Consider the following 16,506-nt stretch of genomic DNA (forward strand, 5'->3'; position numbering starts at 1 on the left):
TTGCTTCTAATCTCCTGCCACTGAGCCGCGCATTAATTGTGTGAGAACAGCCATCTATAACTATTCTGTGCGCTTTTTCTCAAAGTTCCCATTCCGGAACATGTTGTTTGCTTGTAGCAGGCATTTGAAGCTTAAAAAGATGATAAAGGGGCTAGACCAAGCCAGAGCGTAGGGCAACTACCGCAGCTTGCACGCGATCGTCTACTGCCAGCTTATTCATGATGCCGCGAATATGAGTCTTGATCGTGTTAGGACTGAGGTATAGAGCTTCAGCAATTTCGGGATTCGTTTTCCCGTCTACCATCAGCCGCAGTACGTCTAGTTCTCGTTGCGACAATTGCCCCAAGTGGCTTGATGAGACAGGAGGCTTGAGATGCTCAATGACTCGACGGGCAATTTGCGGGTCGAGGTAAGTAGCTCCTTCTTGGGCGGCTTTAATCGCGGTCAGCAGGCGATCGACGCTAGAGCCTTTAATACAATAGGCATCGGCTCCACTAGAGAGGGCTGCCACAATTTCAGTTTCAGTGGTGTGGGAGGTCAGCACCACCACCCGGACTTCTGGTAAGGCTGCTTTAATTTGTTGAGTTGCGGCAATGCCATCTAATCGAGGCAATCCAATATCCATAACCACTAAGTCTGGCTTGAGTCGGATTGCTGCTTCCACGCCCAGGTAACCATCATCCGCTTGACCCACGACTGCAAATTCGGGGTAGTCAGCCAAGGCTTGCTCCAACCCCAACTGCATCATGGGATCGTCTTCGACAAGCAGGATTCGTAAGGGAGCAGAATTGGAGGACACATTCATAAAGGTTTAAGGACAAACAAAAAAATCACAATGTCGGATAGTGTGGCTGACAGGGTGATGTGGTTGAATAAATCGATTAAATCAGCTTCAAGCTGACTCATCCATAAAAGGATGCGACCCATAGCATAATCTTTACAAACAATGGAGGGCGATCGCCGGACGTACAACACCCGTTTTGGTGATTCGGGTTGGCTCATCCTACTGGAGGAAGTGAAATTGCTCGTAAGTGGGTCAATCTAGAGAGGAAGTGACTGGCTACTCGGCCAGAGGTGGGATAGCACTGTATTTGCTTCTATCCGCCTTTCACTTGGTGTGGCGCTGAGTTCCTGGCTTAGAGCGTAGTTAGACGATACAAACCTCCTGCCCGTTATCTTTGCTTTTCGGCTGGCACCTATGCGCTTAAAGCGTCCTCAAGTTCTGCAATATTTGTGTTCGGTCGCTCTATTGGCGATCGCATACTTTGCCACGGCTAAAATCTCGATTTCTATGATCGGGCTGAATGCCAATGCAACACCGCTCTGGCCTCCGGCAGGCATTGCCTTAGCTGCGTTTTTATTACGGGGATCATGGCTATGGCCAGGCGTGATTCTAGGGGATTTCTTGCTGGTGCAGTCCTTGGGCGGCTCTGCGGGTCATTCTTTTGTTTCGTCTTGGGGCAGTGTGGCAGAAGCAGTGGTAGCGGCGATCGCACTGCGGCGTTTAGGATTTCGGCCTAGCTTAGACCGTTTGCAAGATGTCTGGGGCTTAATTGTTGCTGCGCTGTGTGCCCCACTGATTAATGCGACTTGGAGTACCCTGATTGAGGGTTCACTGGGCTGGATGCAGTGGAGTCAAGCCTGGGAAAACGGGTGGACGCTCTGGTTAGGCGACTGCATGGGCATTTTGGTTGCTACACCCGCATTGCTGATTTGTCGCCAGTGGCCAGCTTTGTTTCAGAAGCCTGGGCAGCGGGTTGAGGGAGCAGTCTGGTTAAGTCTCTTGTGTGTCGTGAGTTGGGTTGTTTTTGGCTCCGAGCCCCAAGCAGCGATCGCTCATTATCCACTGGAATATTTACCGTTTCCTCTAGTGGTATGGGGGGCGCTGCGCTTTGGGCCGTCGGGGGCAGTATTAGCTAGCTTGGTGGTCTCTGGCATTGCAATTTTTGAGGCGTTTCACGGGCATGGGCCTTTCTTCGCTAAGGCCGAGCACCTGAATCAAGCCGTGCTGTTTTTGCAAGCTTTTATGGGAGTGGTGACGACTACCGCTTTGGTTTTGGCTGGGGCTGTGGGCGAGCGCCAAACCACCGCTGAGCTGTTGCAGAAAAGTGAAGCCAGCTTAGCCAATGCCCAACGGATTGCTCAACTCGGTAACTGGGACTTAGATTGGGGCCAGCAGCAATTACGGTGGTCCGACGAGCTATATCGCATTCTGGGGTTTGTGCCCAAAACCTTTCCTCCTGATCCGGAGCAGGCGCTACAAGCCATCCATCCTGACGATCGCGATCGCGTTGAGCAAGCGTTGGCACAAGCAATGGTGGAGCGCCAACCCTGCCGCATTGATTATCGAATTTTGTACCCCGATGGCACAGAGCGCCTGGTGTGTGAGAAACTCGCCTTTTCGGACCACAGTGTCACGGGAACGGTCCAAGACATTACCGAGCGCAAACAAACAGAAATTCAACTGCAAGCGGCTTCGGAGCAAGTCCATGAAGCCCTGCGCAGTACTCAATTACTGACGGAAATTGCCCTCAAAATTAGGCGATCGCTTGAGCTAGATCAGGTGCTCAACACCACCGTTACTGAGGTACGGCAGTTTCTTCAGGCAGACCGCGTTTATATTGGTCATCTCGACAATCAGGCGCAGGGCTATGTTTTGGCAGAATCGGTGTCTGAGGCTTGGCCTTCGGTGATGTGTTTGGAATACGACGAGGAAGGCGTGCAAGAATTCCGAGCTTTGTTTGCCTCAGGCTGTAGCCGTGTGGTCAACGATGTCGCTCTGAGCCAGTCAACGCCGAAAATTGCTGCTTTTTACCAGCAATATCAGGTGAAAGCGAGCTTGGGTGTGCCGATTATTTTGGGGGATGAAGTGTGGGTGTTGGTGGCGAATCAGTGCGAGCATCCTCGCCAGTGGCAACCCTTTGAAGTGAATTTGCTAGAGCAATTAGCAATTCAGGTCGCGATCGCCATCCAGCAAGGTCAGCTTTATCAGCAAGTACAAGCGCTCAACACCAATCTAGAGTCTCAAGTCGAAGAGCGCACCGCCCAACTGCAACAAAAAATGCAGGAGCTACAAGACTTAAACCACTTCAAGGATATTTTCTTGCATGCCTTCTCTCACGATGTCCGCACTTCGATTATGGGCATGTCGTTGATTTTGAAGAATTTGCAGAACAAGCCAGGCGACTCAGTGCCAGTGATGCGATCGATGGTGGATCGCATGGTGCAAAGCAACGAACGCCAATTGAACTTAATCAACTCCTTACTGGAAGACCAAACGAGTGAAAGTCAACCAATGGCTTTATCTTATGAGGCGGTGCGCTTAGATGGTTTGGTGCAAGACCTTTTAGAAGAATTGGAGCCGTTGTTGGTGCGAAACCAAGCAACCGTTTGCAATCTCTTGCCAGCCAATTTGCCGCCACTGATTGCCGACCCGCAACAATTGGAGCAAGTCTTCAAAAACCTGATCACTAATGCGCTAAAGCACAATGCTCCTGGCTTGCAGTTGACCTTGAAGGCGACGGTAGAAGACCAACAAATTCGTTGTAGTGTTGAGGACAACGGCGTGGGCATGGGACCGGAGGTTTGCGATCGCCTCTTTAAGCTCTATGTCCGGGGGCTAGACAATCCTCATTTAACCGGAATCGGTTTGGGACTTTATCTTTGTCGGCAAATTATTACGGCTCATGGAGGCCGAGTTGGGGTGGAGAGTGTGCCTGGCACAGGTGCTAAGTTCTGGTTTGTCTTACCGCTGACGAAGCCAGCCTTAGCAGGTTTGACGGCTGAAACCGTTTACAACTCTCCTTCGCTGCGGTCTTCCATTAGCAAAATCACGCCTTGAACTTGGCTCGTGATACCCAATAAAGGGGCGCAACTCACATGACATTTAATCTGTCTGCCACGACGATTGATGGCATCCAGCGTGATTTCAGTAGCGCTAGTCGTGTCAGCTGTGAGACAAGCCCGCATTGATTGTCTCAATTGCTCCACAGGCAGACCAATATCTAGATTCAAAAAGTTTTGGCCCAAGGCTTCCCCAGTGCGTAACCCCCACAAGTCCTCAGATCTATAGTTCCAAATTTGAATATGTAAGTCTCGGTCTACCACCACCACACCGCCCTTCAAGCTGCTCAAAATAGATTCTAAAAAAGCATTTGCCTGATTCAGCTCATCGCCGCGGCGGTGCAGTTCGTCATTGACGGTATAGAGTTCTTCGTTGGTGGCTTGCAACTCTTCATTCATGGTCTCCAACTCTTCGTTGGTGGCCTGCAATTCCTCGTTGGTTGTTTCCAATTCTTCGTTGCTGGATTGCAATTCCTCGTTGGTCGTTTCTAGCTCTTCATTAGCACATTGCAGCTCTTCATAGGCCGTCTCTAACTCTTGGTTGGAATGCTCTAGCTCCCCTTGCAGTCGTTTGTAGCGGGAGACATCTGTGAAGGTAATGCTAACGCCCAAGATGTAGGTTTCTTGATCTAGCAGGGGTTCTATTCGGACATCTAGAAATACCTTTTCTCCTTGAGCAGCCAACCATTCTACGTCTCTGAAGCTGAAGGGGCGGCGCTCACTATAAACTTGGTTGATACAAGAGCGTAACTCAAGGGGACGGTAAGAGACTTCTAGGTCTTGTAAAGGCCGACCAATATCACGAGTTGTGAGGTTAAATAGCACCCGCGCTTGTTCATTCACCAAGGTTAATAAACCTTCAGCATTCACGACTAAAGAAGCTAGGGGACCACGATCGAAAGCGACGTTTTGAATGTGATAGCTATTGTCAGGCTCACTACTCGTACTACTATTTCCTGTTTTCATGGGCAGGAGCTGATCGCGTGAATTTAATCTGGGTACTTTTGTAAAGATCCGGCGTTTCAGTTCGACTGGGGCGAAGGTATTGGCATAGGTAAGGAGCATTTCTGCTTTGCCCAAACACAAAAATGCGTGATCTCGGAGGGCGAAGTGAAAGCGAGTAATAATTTTAGCCTGCGTGTCGGCATTGAAATACATCAAGGCGTTGCGGCAGATGAGTAAATCAACTCGAGAAATGGGAGCGTCCTGGGTTAAATCGTGGCGGCCAAAAATCACCGATCGCCGTAATTCTTTCCGAAAACTGTAAAAGTTGCCCACAGGCTCAAAAAACAGCTCGATCTCTTCTGGAGATAAGCCCTCTAAATCTCGTTTTGGATAAATTGCTTGGCGAGCTTGGCTCAGCGCTTCCTCATCGACATCGGTGGCGTAAATCTTTACCCGCTCCCGAAATTGCTCCATCCCAATCAGTTGGGCCATGACGATCGCGATCGTATAAGCTTCCTCACCTGAAGCACAAGCAGCGCTCCAAATCCGAATCGGGTCGCCAGATTTTTTGTCAGCCAGGATGCGAGGGATAATGGTGCTGCCGATATAGTCCCAAGTCGGGCGATCGCGAAAGAATGAGGTGACGTTGATCAACAGCGTATTAAAAAGCGAATTAAACTCATCTGGATGGACTTCTAAATAATCCAGATAATCGTCGTACTTCTTAATGCCCACCGTTTGCATCCGCTTATTCACTCGGCGCATTAAGCTGGAGCGTTTATAACCTGTAAAGTCGAAGGCTCGGCTCTGCTTTATGTATTGTAGTAACGCTTCAAACCCCGAATTTTCGCTGGAATAGTTCATGGCTTAAGATGGAAGCACGAAGAAAGATGCTGTTGAGGGCAAATTTTTTGAGTTGGCATGGCTCACAGCATCATAGAGGAAGTAAGACCGAAGTCTGCAAGTTAACCGTTACTGCTTAGCCTACTGCTTCTAATTTTGACAGATAGTGCCGAAGTCCTGCTAAGCAACTCAGGCAGTGGAGCGAGATCTCACCCAGCGAGGAGCAGCGATCGCAATGCAACAAGAGCCAACCAGCGCAGACTCCTTGGCAGCAGGATGGCCCGCTGGCACAGAGCAGGGATGGCGAGCCCAAACTGGCCCGCAAGACACTGCCGAAGACCAGCGACAGATTAATGAAGAACTGCGGCAGTCTCAAGAACAACAGCGCGAAGCGAATGAGACCAACCGATTAACTGTAGAAGAGTGGCGCAATCAAGCAGAAGTAGTTAGGCAAGCCCGAGAAGCCTTACGCCAAGAAGCGGAACTGGCTCGGAAAACTAATGAAGAACTGCGGCAGACGGCTGAAGAGCTAAGGCAAATGACCGAAGCTTTACGAAAAACATCTGAACAGGCGAGGCAAGCTGCCGAAGTTGCACGCGAAGCAGCAGAAGCAGCAAGACAAGCTGCGGAAACAGCCTACCAAGCAGAAGAAAAGGTGCGACAAGCCATGCAAGAGCAGGAACAGATCTGGGGAGAGATGCAGCAGACGCTGAGTTTGTATGGCGAGGAAGCAGGAGGGAGAGTCAGGGAAAGAGGCAGGATAAAGCAGGAGGGATGAAGCAGGAAAGAGGGCCGAGCTAGCGGGTTATCGTTTAGCTGGCTTGGTTGGCTTCTGAATTTCTGGAGCTTTGAAATAAAATTTGACGCAATAAATTAGCGCTTTTCTCAGCCTCATGGGCCCGCTCCTGAAACTGATTTTCGGTGTGAGCATAATTTTGTTGGCGAGCATGAGAGGACATCCGCCGCGCCAAGGCTGCTTTTTCTTCTAAGGCTCGAACTGCGGCCCAGAGAGCTTGCTCTACCATATCGGCTTGCTCGGAGATTAAGCTATCCAGGGAGTAAGCATGCCCCACGTGGCAGCGGAAGCGCACCAAATTATCGTTGCGGATTTCCCAAAGCACACCTCCACACTCCGGGCAAGTAACTGCGGAAGCTCTGTTAGCATTCTCCCCCTGCTCTGAAGCAGCTTTATCTGCGGCAACCACCTCCGCTTCTTGTTCGATCTGAGTTTCATCGGGGGGCATAGGTTTCTCCGTCAGAGGGCTAGACACTAACTTAGTTAAAATGGAGGCGATGTCGGTAGCAGGCAACACATAATCTATCTCTACATTCGCGATCGCACTACGAGGCATGCTATCGAATACTGCTTCATTTGGGTCTTGAGCGATCGCAATGCCACCTTTGGATTTAATCAGCTCCAAACCTACGGTGCCATCGTCCAAAGCTCCAGATAGCACTACGCCAATGGCACGCGATTGGTAAGCTCTAGCGGCTGAACGAAATAACAGATCAATGGCAGGTCGGTGGCCGTTTTCGCGGGGGCCATGACTCAGAAACATAGAATTTTGCCTGAGTAGCAAATGGTAGCCTGGGGGCGCAACGTAAATGTGCCCTGGCAAAATGCCATCTCCATCTTCGGCATGTTTAGCCAGCAAAGATCCAGAACGGTTGAGAATTTGAGGTAAAACACTCTTACCGTAAGGCGGGAAGTGCACCACTATAAAAACTGCCGCTGAGAGATTTGCAGGTAGTTTTTTGACCAGTCGCACAAGCGCTTCCACCCCGCCCGCCGAGGCACCGATCACAATCGCAAACGGTACATCTAGATCTTTATTACTATCAGCATTGTGGTTAGCAGCCTGAGTCAAAGTAAGTTGAAATGAGGGGGTACTTCGAAAGTATCAAAATATATCTAGAAGCTCGTCCCCCTACAGGCAGCTTTAGCCTAGGCTGAGGCGGCGCGGCAGTTCTACGCGAAAGGTTGAGCCTCGTCCGATCTGACTCTCGACTGTAATTTGGCCTTGCATTAGTTGCACTAGAGCATTGGTGATCGAGAGGCCCAAACCTGTGCCGTTATGTCGTCGAGCGATCGACTGATCTAATTGGCGAAAAGCTTCAAAAATATGCGCCTGGTTGACGGGATCAATACCCATGCCCGTATCACTGACGGTAATCACGATTTGCTCTCTCGACAACTCGTGCACTTCTAAATAGACGCTGCCGCTGTCAGTAAACTTAATTGCGTTTGAAACCAAATTGATCAAAATCTGCCGCAGTCGGCCTGAGTCGTTGACGATCGCAATATTGGGTTGGGCCACATGCACTTTGAACTTCAGATGCTTTTCCTCCGCCAGGGCAGACATTTCTGCTGCGATAGCCTGTACGAGTTGAGCTAAATCTAGGACTTCTAGCTTGAGTGTTAAATGGTTTTCTTCGAGCTTGGAGAAGTCCAAGATTTCCTCAATCATGTCCAACAGATGTTTGCCATTTCTAAAAATGCACTCCAGCATGGCTCGTTGCTGTCGCTGTTGCCCTGGGTCAAACTGACGCAAGAGCAAATCGGAAAACCCCAGAATCGCATTCATCGGAGTGCGGAGTTCGTGAGACATCGTCGCCATAAACTGCGATTTTAGGCGATCGGCCTCGACGAGGTGGAGATTTTGCATTTGTAACTGCTGAATTTTTGATTCAGCTTGCTTGCGGCTGGTAATGTCCCGCACCAGCCACCGTAGGGCGATCGCTTTGCCATCAGAGGGGCAACGAGCTGCTTCCACGGTCAAGGCTGCATCAAAGCGATCGCTCCTCCAGCCCTGCAACTGTACTTCCCACTCCTGCACCCGGCTAATTTGGGGTAGCTGATTAACCACAGAGCGAAACCCACGCCGGGCCTCTTCTGGCACAAAAGTTGCAATCGGCTTACCAACCAGATACATCGGGTCAATATTGAGTAAGCGAGCTGCGGCTTGATTGGCTTCTTGCACAACTCCATAGAGATCAGTCACCAAGTAGCCATCGGGCGCAGACTCAAACAGGTCTAGATAGCGCTGCCGCTCAATTTCTATGACTGCCCGAGCTATCTGAAGTTCTTCATTTTGCTGGCACAACTCCTCCTCGGCCACGCGCAGTTCTTCTAGAGCCAGTTGGAGTTCTGTTAAACACTCGATCAGGATCTCTGGATGCTGCTCGAGTAGGTTCTGAGCCTTATCAACTAGTTTCTCAGCGTGTTGGGTTACTACTTCAAGTCGCTGAGCCAACATGCTCTCGTTGCACTTGGCATTCATGTGATCCTTGGTAAAAAATGGGTTTGTTTAAAGAGAGTTGAGTTTAAAGAACTAGTGGCCAGTAAAGAAGAATACTTAATCCAAGTGCCATGTAGTTTACTGAAGCCACAAGGATTAATCAAGCAAAACGCCAACTAGCTTCTAAATTATTTAATACACCCAATCATAATAAGATCCCGAAATTTGATTTTCAGTCTTAAAGCAGAGACTTTCAAATCGTTGGAAATAGAAGCGATTATCTCAAATTTCCTTTGCAAAACATTTAAAGATAACCTGAAAAGCCACGTAAAACATGATTAGAAAACACAAAAAAGGGACAGGTAAAAACCTATCCCTCGTCTTACGATATTACCTACCACGAAAATTTTAAGGTTCTTAAAAAGCTCCAATCAATCCTAAGTGCTGCTTTGTCTATCAGTATAACCAATGACAGCAATTTTATGGCGGTAAACGAGTTCAGCTCCATACCAACCAGAAAGACCTAAGAGCGCTGCAACAATTGTTGAAATAATGATCCCTGTTGGTAAAATTGCACCTGTGGTATTGCCCCAGCGCAATGCAAAGTTAGCGATCGAGAGTAACAGCACTGCCACATTCAAAGACATATGCGCCCAACCTGCTGTACGCTTGCGAACGCGCTCGATCTTCAGGAAGTCCATCATCCCGGTGATTGCAGCTACCACACCTGAGATTAACCCAACGGCTAATAACCAAAAAGAAGCTCTAGCCCAAAAAGCATCCTGGGTCAGCCAGTAGGCGAAATCTGTACCTGCGGCTAAAACCAAAACTGCGATCGGAAAAGTTACGATTAATGGATGCAAAGGATGGCCCGCGATCGCCACAGTACTGACGATGCCATTATCACGATAGTCGCTTTCTTCGCTTTCAATAATAGGTGGAATATTGGGGGTCTGTACCATAATTGGTCTCCTTAGGTTTCAACTACGTAATAACTCAAATCTTACTGTTTTTACTAATTTGGACATGATCCAACCAGTAAAAACAGCTAAACATCCCATGACTCCAAAGTGAAGACGATGCGATGTTTAGCCAAGTTCAGTTATTTAACTCTCTCCGGAGGGAAACTGCTCTACAAGAGCATTAGCTTCTAGTGTTAAGCGTCCCTCTTGCACATTCAACTGCTTTAACCGCAGGGACATGCCTTCTAACGCAAAATTGCGTAAATCTAATAAAGAGGTTGCTTGCTCTAACAAGGCAGTGGTGAGTTCTGGAGATAAACCTTCCCCTTCCGAGTACTCCACATCTTCTAGAGCAATTCGTTGGCCTCCATCCGCAACCTTAGGAGTGGCCGTAAAAGCAACTTGCTTGCTCTCACCAGAGCTTGCTACTTTCACGTTGGCACTGATGGCAAATTTACCAGCACTCGGCATGCAAAATCCTACTTGCTCAGCATTTACGGTCGTTTGCTGACCATCAATGGTCACTGGCAAGTTTTGCAGCTTCTCTCGAATAAAGTCTGAGTTAAAAGCGCGGTTCATGTCTTCTGCGGTGAGAACGACATGAACATCTGCTTCCGTCGGTCGCTGTAATTCAATTTTGCCAAAAGCAGCACTCAAAGGATTGATAGAAATGCTACCAGTGGTGATCTGCATTTCTTCCATGCGCAGATCTTCCTGCATTACCATCCCTTTGCCGTCGATCGCCACTGAATCCACCTGCCCCTGCATCATCTTAAGGGGGTCAGTGCGGATATCAACATTAATCTCTTCTACTTCATCAAGCTGGCTAGAAATTCCTACTTCTGCCACCTTGCTGATGGCTTGTTCTCCGAGATCTGGCATATTAAGTGCTGCTTTAAAAAATTCCAACTGTTCGCCCTCACTCTAGGCCATTGTCTCCGGTGCATGTATCTACACCACGACAGAGAGACAAAAGGAGGCATAATCTAACTTACGACCAGACACAGATCCACCGAAGCATAAATTTCTGCCTCATTCAGCAAAATCGTCGCTTCGCTGCCAATCCGACCCATCTCTGGTTCGGGGCCAAGTTCCATCTCTACTAAGTAGGCCCAAGTCTGGGCATAAGGTTGGCAATATTTCACCGTTCCTTGCCCACCCACAAAGTAGACTTGCTGACTAAGGTGAAATTGAGGTTGCGTGACTGCTGAGCCGACTCCTGCATCAGGCAAACCAACCGAATTAGCGATCGCCTGCTCCCAAGTGCGATCAAACACTGAGCAATTCCGTAAGTACTGCTCCTTCGTATAAGCCCCTACTGGCTTTTGGCTAGAATCCCCTGCGGACTCTTCCGCTCGTCCCGAAATTGAGGAGTGACGGCCAGTCATAAACGTCTCCGTTTTTTTATGGTTGAGGTTCGTATTATTCAGCAGCCACAATCACTATTGAGTGTGGATGATAGGAGTGTGAGTGATAGGGTGAATATAGGGCGATCGCATATAGCTCGATCAATTTGTCTAAGTTATCTTCAGCACATCAGGCATGAGCTAAAACTTAGTCTGAAGCTGAAATCTTACTGAGCTGGTACTAGTTGTTGCGTTGCTTGTGCCGTTGGGACTAAAGTCCAGCCTGCCCGTAACAGTTTTTGGTAAGTCGCCCAGCCCTTAGAGCCACCAGGAATGTTGTAGTCACTAACTGCAAGACCTGGACAAGCGGTATAAGGCTTCCAAGGTTGGCTGGGATGGGTGCGTAAATGCAGTACTTTCTCCCCATCTCCACCTGTGAGGGACAACCAACATATTTGACCTGGCATAAACTTCTCCTTGCAAATTAGCTATGTAGAAGAGAACCACTGAGCGCCAACCTGGGCAATTTGCTCCTGACATCCTGTAACGAAAAGGAGCATACTTTGTTTGTAGCCGCAACTGATACTCGGTGTGTTCCTCCAAGAGGTCTGATTAAACCCTTGGGGGTTTATATCTACAGAGATAATTTACTGGAGTGACAAAATTTACATCGCTAGGCAACCTACCTCAAAACCGCCTGAAACAGCCACCAAACATGAGCTGTATATCAAGTCAGCTAATGAAGCTTAGAAGTTTTAGTCGTGCAAAATAATGTAGTGCTTTGGATCTAGAGTGACTTTGCCTTGTTGTTGCAGTTTTCCTAGCAATCGCGTTACCGTAACTCGGGTGGTGCAGCAAGCATTGGCTAAGTCTTCATGGGTTAACCGAACTGGAATCCGCACCCCATTAGACACAGGCTGACCCACTTCTTGTTTCAACAAAAACAGAAAACTATGCAAGCGATCTTGGACTCGCCGCCGTCCTGCTACGGCTAAAAACGCTTCGCTTTGTTGTAGGCGTTGGCTGATGTCAGAGACCAAAGATTGGGCGAGTTCTGGCTTGGTGGCAATCTCCTGCCAAGTAATTGCTCCTAACTGCACTTCATCTGTAAGCGCTGTTACTTGGTAAACATGAAGCGAGGTTAAGCCAGAGCCAAAAGCCATTGAAGGGCCTGCTATGCCAAGTAGCACTTCTTCACCATTTTCTGAGAAGGTGCTTAACTTCACCAATCCTTCTTGAACTTGCCAAATGGCATCTGCCTTACAAGGAATAATTTCCCCTTTGACGTACTTATACACGGAGCCATCCCCGACGGAGCCACGGCTTTGCCCTGCCAAGAGAGATTTAACGGGATTGCGTTCTGCCGGTAGGCTACGAATTAGCCATTGCAGGCAATAAGGTTCGGCCTCTGGGCTGGGTCCAGTATTGGGCACAACAGAAACAGTGGCTTTGACTGTGACACAGCTATCCTCGCGGGGCTGGAGGGGTAATTCCCAGTCCTGCGATCGCTCCATTGACTGCAATTGCAAAATTTTTCGCTGCCACAGAAGCCGATGTTCTAGGGGAACAAAACTCAGAAATGGTTTGCTAACGAGAAAACGTTGGGCCACGTTGAGTAAGGAAGCTGCTGCCCGATTGGCTTCGCGAATGACGCCGTCTGCTGTGGTGATTAAGTAAGCATCGGGAGCTAGCTCAAACAGTTCTCGGTAGCGATCGCGCTCTTGAACGAGCTGCTGTTGTAGGCCTACCAACTCACTGTTTTGCCGCTGCAACTCTTCAATGGCAACTTGTAATTCCTCTGAAGCCATGCCTACCTCCTTGAAAGCAGTAGGCACTAGCTCTATGGGGATGGCAGGAGAGACATTAGCGGCTTCATAAAGACGACTCAGCCGCCCGTTCATTCCGGTCATGTGGCGCAGCAACTTTTCTAACGTCGCGTTATTGACGTCAAAGTTTTTACCGAGAGAGGGCGGTTGGGCTGTCATGAAGGCGAATTGAGTCAGGACTAGGGCTAAATTATAAAGAAGTGCAACTGCAGGCAAAAGCTACTGCAAAAGTACTTAAATCTACGTTAGTTACCTTAAGAATAGAAGATGAATTATTCAAAAGTTTACGGTGTAGCAATAAGTTGTTTTGCAAAATCTTTAAATATTTGGGCTTTACCGTAAGCTAAGAGGAATTTTATGTCGCATAAGTTACAAAAAACTTTAAATTTAGGACATCGCTAAAGCGCAGAAAACGCCAAAACCCCTGCAAAATATGGCTTAAATACATGCTTGTATAGATAGCTACATAGTTACGTTACATGAAAGTCTACCTAAGGGTAGAAGTAAGGTAAAAGCTAGAATCGCTAGCTTCCCTAGTAGCTTAAATTACTAGAAAGTTGATGGTGCAGCTCGTGTAAATCAAGCTTGAAAACTGATATATTAGGTTAGGTTTTGACCTGAGTGAAATCTTTAGCAAAACTTAAATCTAGTAGCAAGTATTGATGCAAGCTCATTAATAAATCCTCTAGCTCTTTGGGTATTTGGGTATATTTGAGCTACTAGCCTACATTTAATTTTCCTTTATTTAAATCTTAAAATTTACCAACTGCATATTTAGCTTCTGTTGGTTTCTAATATCAAATTCAATTGATATGTGAAAGAACCATTTGAGCGCTATACATCTGAACAACGCGCCAATTTCATCAATTATTTAAGACTGGCCTATTTAATTTTTTCAGTCTTTTAATTAGACTTACTAGCTGCCGTAGCTCCACAGCCAAGCTTTTTGTCTCAGCTTCACGTCTCATTCAGCTTTGGCAAGCCCGATGATTCCTCATCGATAGATTTCGCCACAATTCGGCTCGTTCCTGAAACACCATCCCTGTTACTTGCCACCATGACTCAGCCTAGCCAAACCATCCAAGTGTCACAGCAGTTTTCTGATGAGCAGTTACTCGCTATTTGTGAAGCAGCCGATGTCATTGCTTGCCAATGCCCCAGCTACTTAGTTCATTTATTAAAAGAAGTGAAAGAATTTCATCGCTACACGCACGAGTGCATTCAGACCTCGCCTCAGGACGCCTCAACCCATGACTGGCTGAGCGCGCAAGCCGCACAAGTGGAGACGATGCTCTCGCACATTATCTTTGAGCTGTTGCAGCGTGAGAATCTGATTGACGAGCAAAACAATCTCGACCTTGGCAAAATGGCAGAACGATCCAGAGCGATCGCTGTACAGCAAACGATAGGTCGCAACTCTTGTGCCTAGCGGTTGGAACCGTTCGCGCGAGATTGTTGGCTCCACCAAGAAGCAACGCCCAAAAAGAGAAACCAACTTAGTAAATAGAGGCAAGTCAGCATCGCTGCCTCCTTCAAGCCAATAACATTGCTACAGCAGGTAAGCCCGCGATCGAGGATGCAATGCAAGTCCAGGCAAAGAAGCTCTCAATATCTTCCTGGTCTAAAGCAACGCCCATCTGAGCCATTGAAAACGGAAATACGGCTAGTAGCAGTACGATGACCAGACCGTATTCTATTCCTGTCATGGTCGCCTCCTATTGATGACTTACATTGGATAATGCAAGTCACAACTCGATCTGCACTCCCTCTACGGTTGAATCGTCTGATGGCCTAGCATCTCTCCTTTAGCTAGGTCTAGCAACTTGTGTTCTTACCCACATAACGCTTTAACAGCAGACCCTTTCCCTTGATAGAGGGGGAAACAAGATGGCAACGTTAAGTTAAGTAACAACAGTTCCCTCCTGGCTTGAAGTCTTAAGGGCTTGATGTCCGAGGGCAAGTGTAACTCAGTGCTCCGTACTCCTATGAGTCCCTAGTTTCTAATCTGGGGACTTTTTTTGACCAGTTCAAAAATTAAAGGGAAAAATCAAAGGGTGAGAAATTCTTCCGCGCTGGACGGATGGATACCGATCGCCTGGTCGAAATCTTGTTTGGTTGCTCCCATTCTGATCGCGATCGCCAAAGTTTGAATAATTTCGGCAGCCGCCTCACCAACCATATGCGCTCCTAAGACGCGATCGGAGCGACTATCTAGAACTAGTTTCACCAAGCTTTTTTCCGGTCGCCCCGTCAAGCTGACATATAAGGGTGGAAATCGGCTGGACTCACAGCGCACCGCATCCCCAAACTGCTCACGGGCTTTCGTTTCAGTTAATCCCACCGATGCTGCCTCTGGACGTGCAAATACGGCTGTCGGCACACAATCATAGTTAACTGGTTGGGGTTGCCCGCCAAATTCAGTCTCCACAAAGGCGATCGCTTCCATCTTGGCAACAGGCGTGAGAGCTAGGCGATTAGTGCAATCCCCCACGGCAAAAATATTAGGTTGATGCGTGCGGCTATATTCATCCACCGCGATCGCGCCCTTAGGGTCAGTGGTAATTCCTACTTGTTCTAAACCTAAGTCTTTCGTGTTTGGCGTGCGTCCTACAGCACACAGCACTGTATCTACCGTCAGCGACTCCGAACAATCGCCTGCAAGTTGCAGACACAACCCTGCGGCTTCCGATGTAATTTCTTTGGCGGTGCTATTGCCGCAAAACTTAATGCCACGATGAATCAATCCTGCTTGCACTTCGTTACGCAGATCTGAGTCAAACCCAGACAAGACTTGCTCAGCATTATCGACTAAGGTGACTTCTGAGCCGAAATTTCGCAGCATGCTGGCAAACTCTACGCCAATGTAGCCACCCCCAATAATGGCAATCTGCTGAGGCAACTGGGACAGTTGAAACATCTCGTCAGAACTGAGGGCGTGCTCGGCTCCCGGAAAGTTGGGCTTGGTAGGTCTGCCCCCCACCGCAATCAAAATTTTGTCTGCCGTAACTTGGCGATCGCCAACTGCCAACGTGTGGGGGTCTACAAAGGTGGCGCGACCTGTAAGTACCTCTACTCCTGCCTTGGCTAGCGCTTGTTGGTGTGACTGCTGGATGTGTTGCAGTTCTTGCCGGATCGCTTGCATCAGCTTCGACCAATCAAACTGGGGTTGGACTGCTTGCCAGCCGTACCCGACCGCATCCTGGAACAACTGTGGAAAATCAGCCGCGTAGACCATTAGCTTTTTGGGCACGCAACCCCGATTGACGCAGGTTCCTCCCATTGCGCTTTGCTCTGCGATCGCCACCCGCGCTCCATAAGCTGCGGCTCGTTTTGAGGCTGCAAGTCCCGCTGACCCACCGCCCATGATCAACAAGTCATAGTCAAAGCTCATGTACTTTTAGCCTCGCTTTTACCAGCTTCTTTTTGACGACAAGCTTTGACAACAAGCTGATCCAGCTTTCAGCTTGCAAATCAATCTCAGCAGTCTAGTGGTAGGCTAACG

At 48.4% G+C, this 16,506-nt stretch carries 15 protein-coding genes; 3 read left to right on the forward strand and 12 right to left on the reverse strand.

The genetic code is table 11. The annotated features are described in order from the left end of the window. Positions 1–151: 151 nt before the first annotated feature. Positions 152–805 carry a response regulator transcription factor gene (locus H6F68_RS05430; protein ID WP_190553947.1) on the reverse strand — a complete coding sequence of 218 codons (654 nt, stop codon included), beginning with the start codon at positions 803–805 and terminating at the stop codon, positions 152–154. Then, positions 802–1,002, reverse strand: coding sequence for a hypothetical protein (locus H6F68_RS05435; RefSeq protein WP_190557105.1), 201 nt, complete (start codon positions 1,000–1,002; stop codon positions 802–804). The genes H6F68_RS05430 and H6F68_RS05435 overlap by 4 nt, the downstream gene beginning before the upstream one ends. A gap of 196 nt (positions 1,003–1,198) precedes the next feature. Between H6F68_RS05435 and H6F68_RS05440 the strand changes: the two genes are divergently transcribed. Then, positions 1,199–3,841, forward strand: a complete 2,643-nt coding sequence (locus H6F68_RS05440) for an MASE1 domain-containing protein (protein ID WP_190557107.1) — start codon at positions 1,199–1,201, stop codon at positions 3,839–3,841. Here the strand turns inward: H6F68_RS05440 and H6F68_RS05445 are convergent. Beyond that, entirely contained in the window at positions 3,793–5,652 is a 1,860-nt protein-coding gene (locus tag H6F68_RS05445; protein ID WP_190557109.1) for a CheR family methyltransferase, read from the reverse strand. The genes H6F68_RS05440 and H6F68_RS05445 overlap by 49 nt on opposite strands. A gap of 175 nt (positions 5,653–5,827) precedes the next feature. On the opposite strand from H6F68_RS05445, the gene H6F68_RS05450 reads away from it, so the two are divergent. Then, positions 5,828–6,409, forward strand: coding sequence for a hypothetical protein (locus tag H6F68_RS05450; protein WP_190557111.1), 582 nt, complete (start codon positions 5,828–5,830; stop codon positions 6,407–6,409). Positions 6,410–6,443: 34 nt separating this feature from the next. Here the strand turns inward: H6F68_RS05450 and H6F68_RS05455 are convergent, their stop codons facing one another. The 7 genes from H6F68_RS05455 to H6F68_RS05485 form a co-directional block, all read right to left on the reverse strand. Next, positions 6,444–7,499 carry a chemotaxis protein CheB gene (locus tag H6F68_RS05455; RefSeq protein ID WP_199299922.1) on the reverse strand — a complete coding sequence of 352 codons (1,056 nt, stop codon included), beginning with the start codon at positions 7,497–7,499 and terminating at the stop codon, positions 6,444–6,446. A gap of 72 nt (positions 7,500–7,571) precedes the next feature. Then, complete coding sequence (locus H6F68_RS05460) at positions 7,572–8,912, reverse strand: ATP-binding protein (RefSeq protein WP_190557113.1); 1,341 nt, start codon at positions 8,910–8,912, stop codon at positions 7,572–7,574. A gap of 395 nt (positions 8,913–9,307) precedes the next feature. After that, complete coding sequence (locus tag H6F68_RS05465; RefSeq protein ID WP_190557115.1) at positions 9,308–9,832, reverse strand: DUF2231 domain-containing protein; 525 nt, start codon at positions 9,830–9,832, stop codon at positions 9,308–9,310. Between the two features lie 144 nt (positions 9,833–9,976). After that, complete coding sequence (locus tag H6F68_RS05470) at positions 9,977–10,714, reverse strand: DUF2993 domain-containing protein (protein ID WP_190441809.1); 738 nt, start codon at positions 10,712–10,714, stop codon at positions 9,977–9,979. A 104-nt stretch (positions 10,715–10,818) separates the two neighbouring features. Further along, on the reverse strand, positions 10,819–11,220 hold the full coding sequence (locus H6F68_RS28910) for a hypothetical protein (protein WP_242065365.1): 402 nt from the start codon (positions 11,218–11,220) through the stop codon (positions 10,819–10,821). A 185-nt stretch (positions 11,221–11,405) separates the two neighbouring features. Next, entirely contained in the window at positions 11,406–11,645 is a 240-nt protein-coding gene (locus H6F68_RS05480; RefSeq protein WP_190553953.1) for a hypothetical protein, read from the reverse strand. Positions 11,646–11,933: 288 nt separating this feature from the next. Then, positions 11,934–13,163: a helix-turn-helix domain-containing protein gene (locus tag H6F68_RS05485; protein WP_190557116.1), complete on the reverse strand. Its 1,230-nt coding sequence runs from the start codon at positions 13,161–13,163 to the stop codon at positions 11,934–11,936. Positions 13,164–13,950: 787 nt separating this feature from the next. On the opposite strand from H6F68_RS05485, the gene H6F68_RS05490 reads away from it, so the two are divergent. After that, positions 13,951–14,433, forward strand: a complete 483-nt coding sequence (locus H6F68_RS05490; protein ID WP_190557118.1) for a hypothetical protein — start codon at positions 13,951–13,953, stop codon at positions 14,431–14,433. 103 nt (positions 14,434–14,536) lie between these two features. Here the strand turns inward: H6F68_RS05490 and H6F68_RS05495 are convergent, their stop codons facing one another. Together H6F68_RS05495 and gorA are read right to left on the reverse strand one after the other, a co-directional pair. Continuing rightward, a complete protein-coding gene (locus H6F68_RS05495) occupies positions 14,537–14,710 on the reverse strand; it encodes a hypothetical protein (RefSeq protein WP_190441802.1) in 174 nt (57 codons plus the stop codon). A gap of 341 nt (positions 14,711–15,051) precedes the next feature. Beyond that, on the reverse strand, positions 15,052–16,395 hold the full coding sequence (gene gorA, locus H6F68_RS05500; protein ID WP_190557121.1) for a glutathione-disulfide reductase: 1,344 nt from the start codon (positions 16,393–16,395) through the stop codon (positions 15,052–15,054). Between the last annotated feature and the right edge of the window lie 111 nt (positions 16,396–16,506).

Source organism: Trichocoleus sp. FACHB-262 (assembly GCF_014696035.1).
Classification (GTDB): domain Bacteria; phylum Cyanobacteriota; class Cyanobacteriia; order FACHB-46; family FACHB-46; genus Trichocoleus.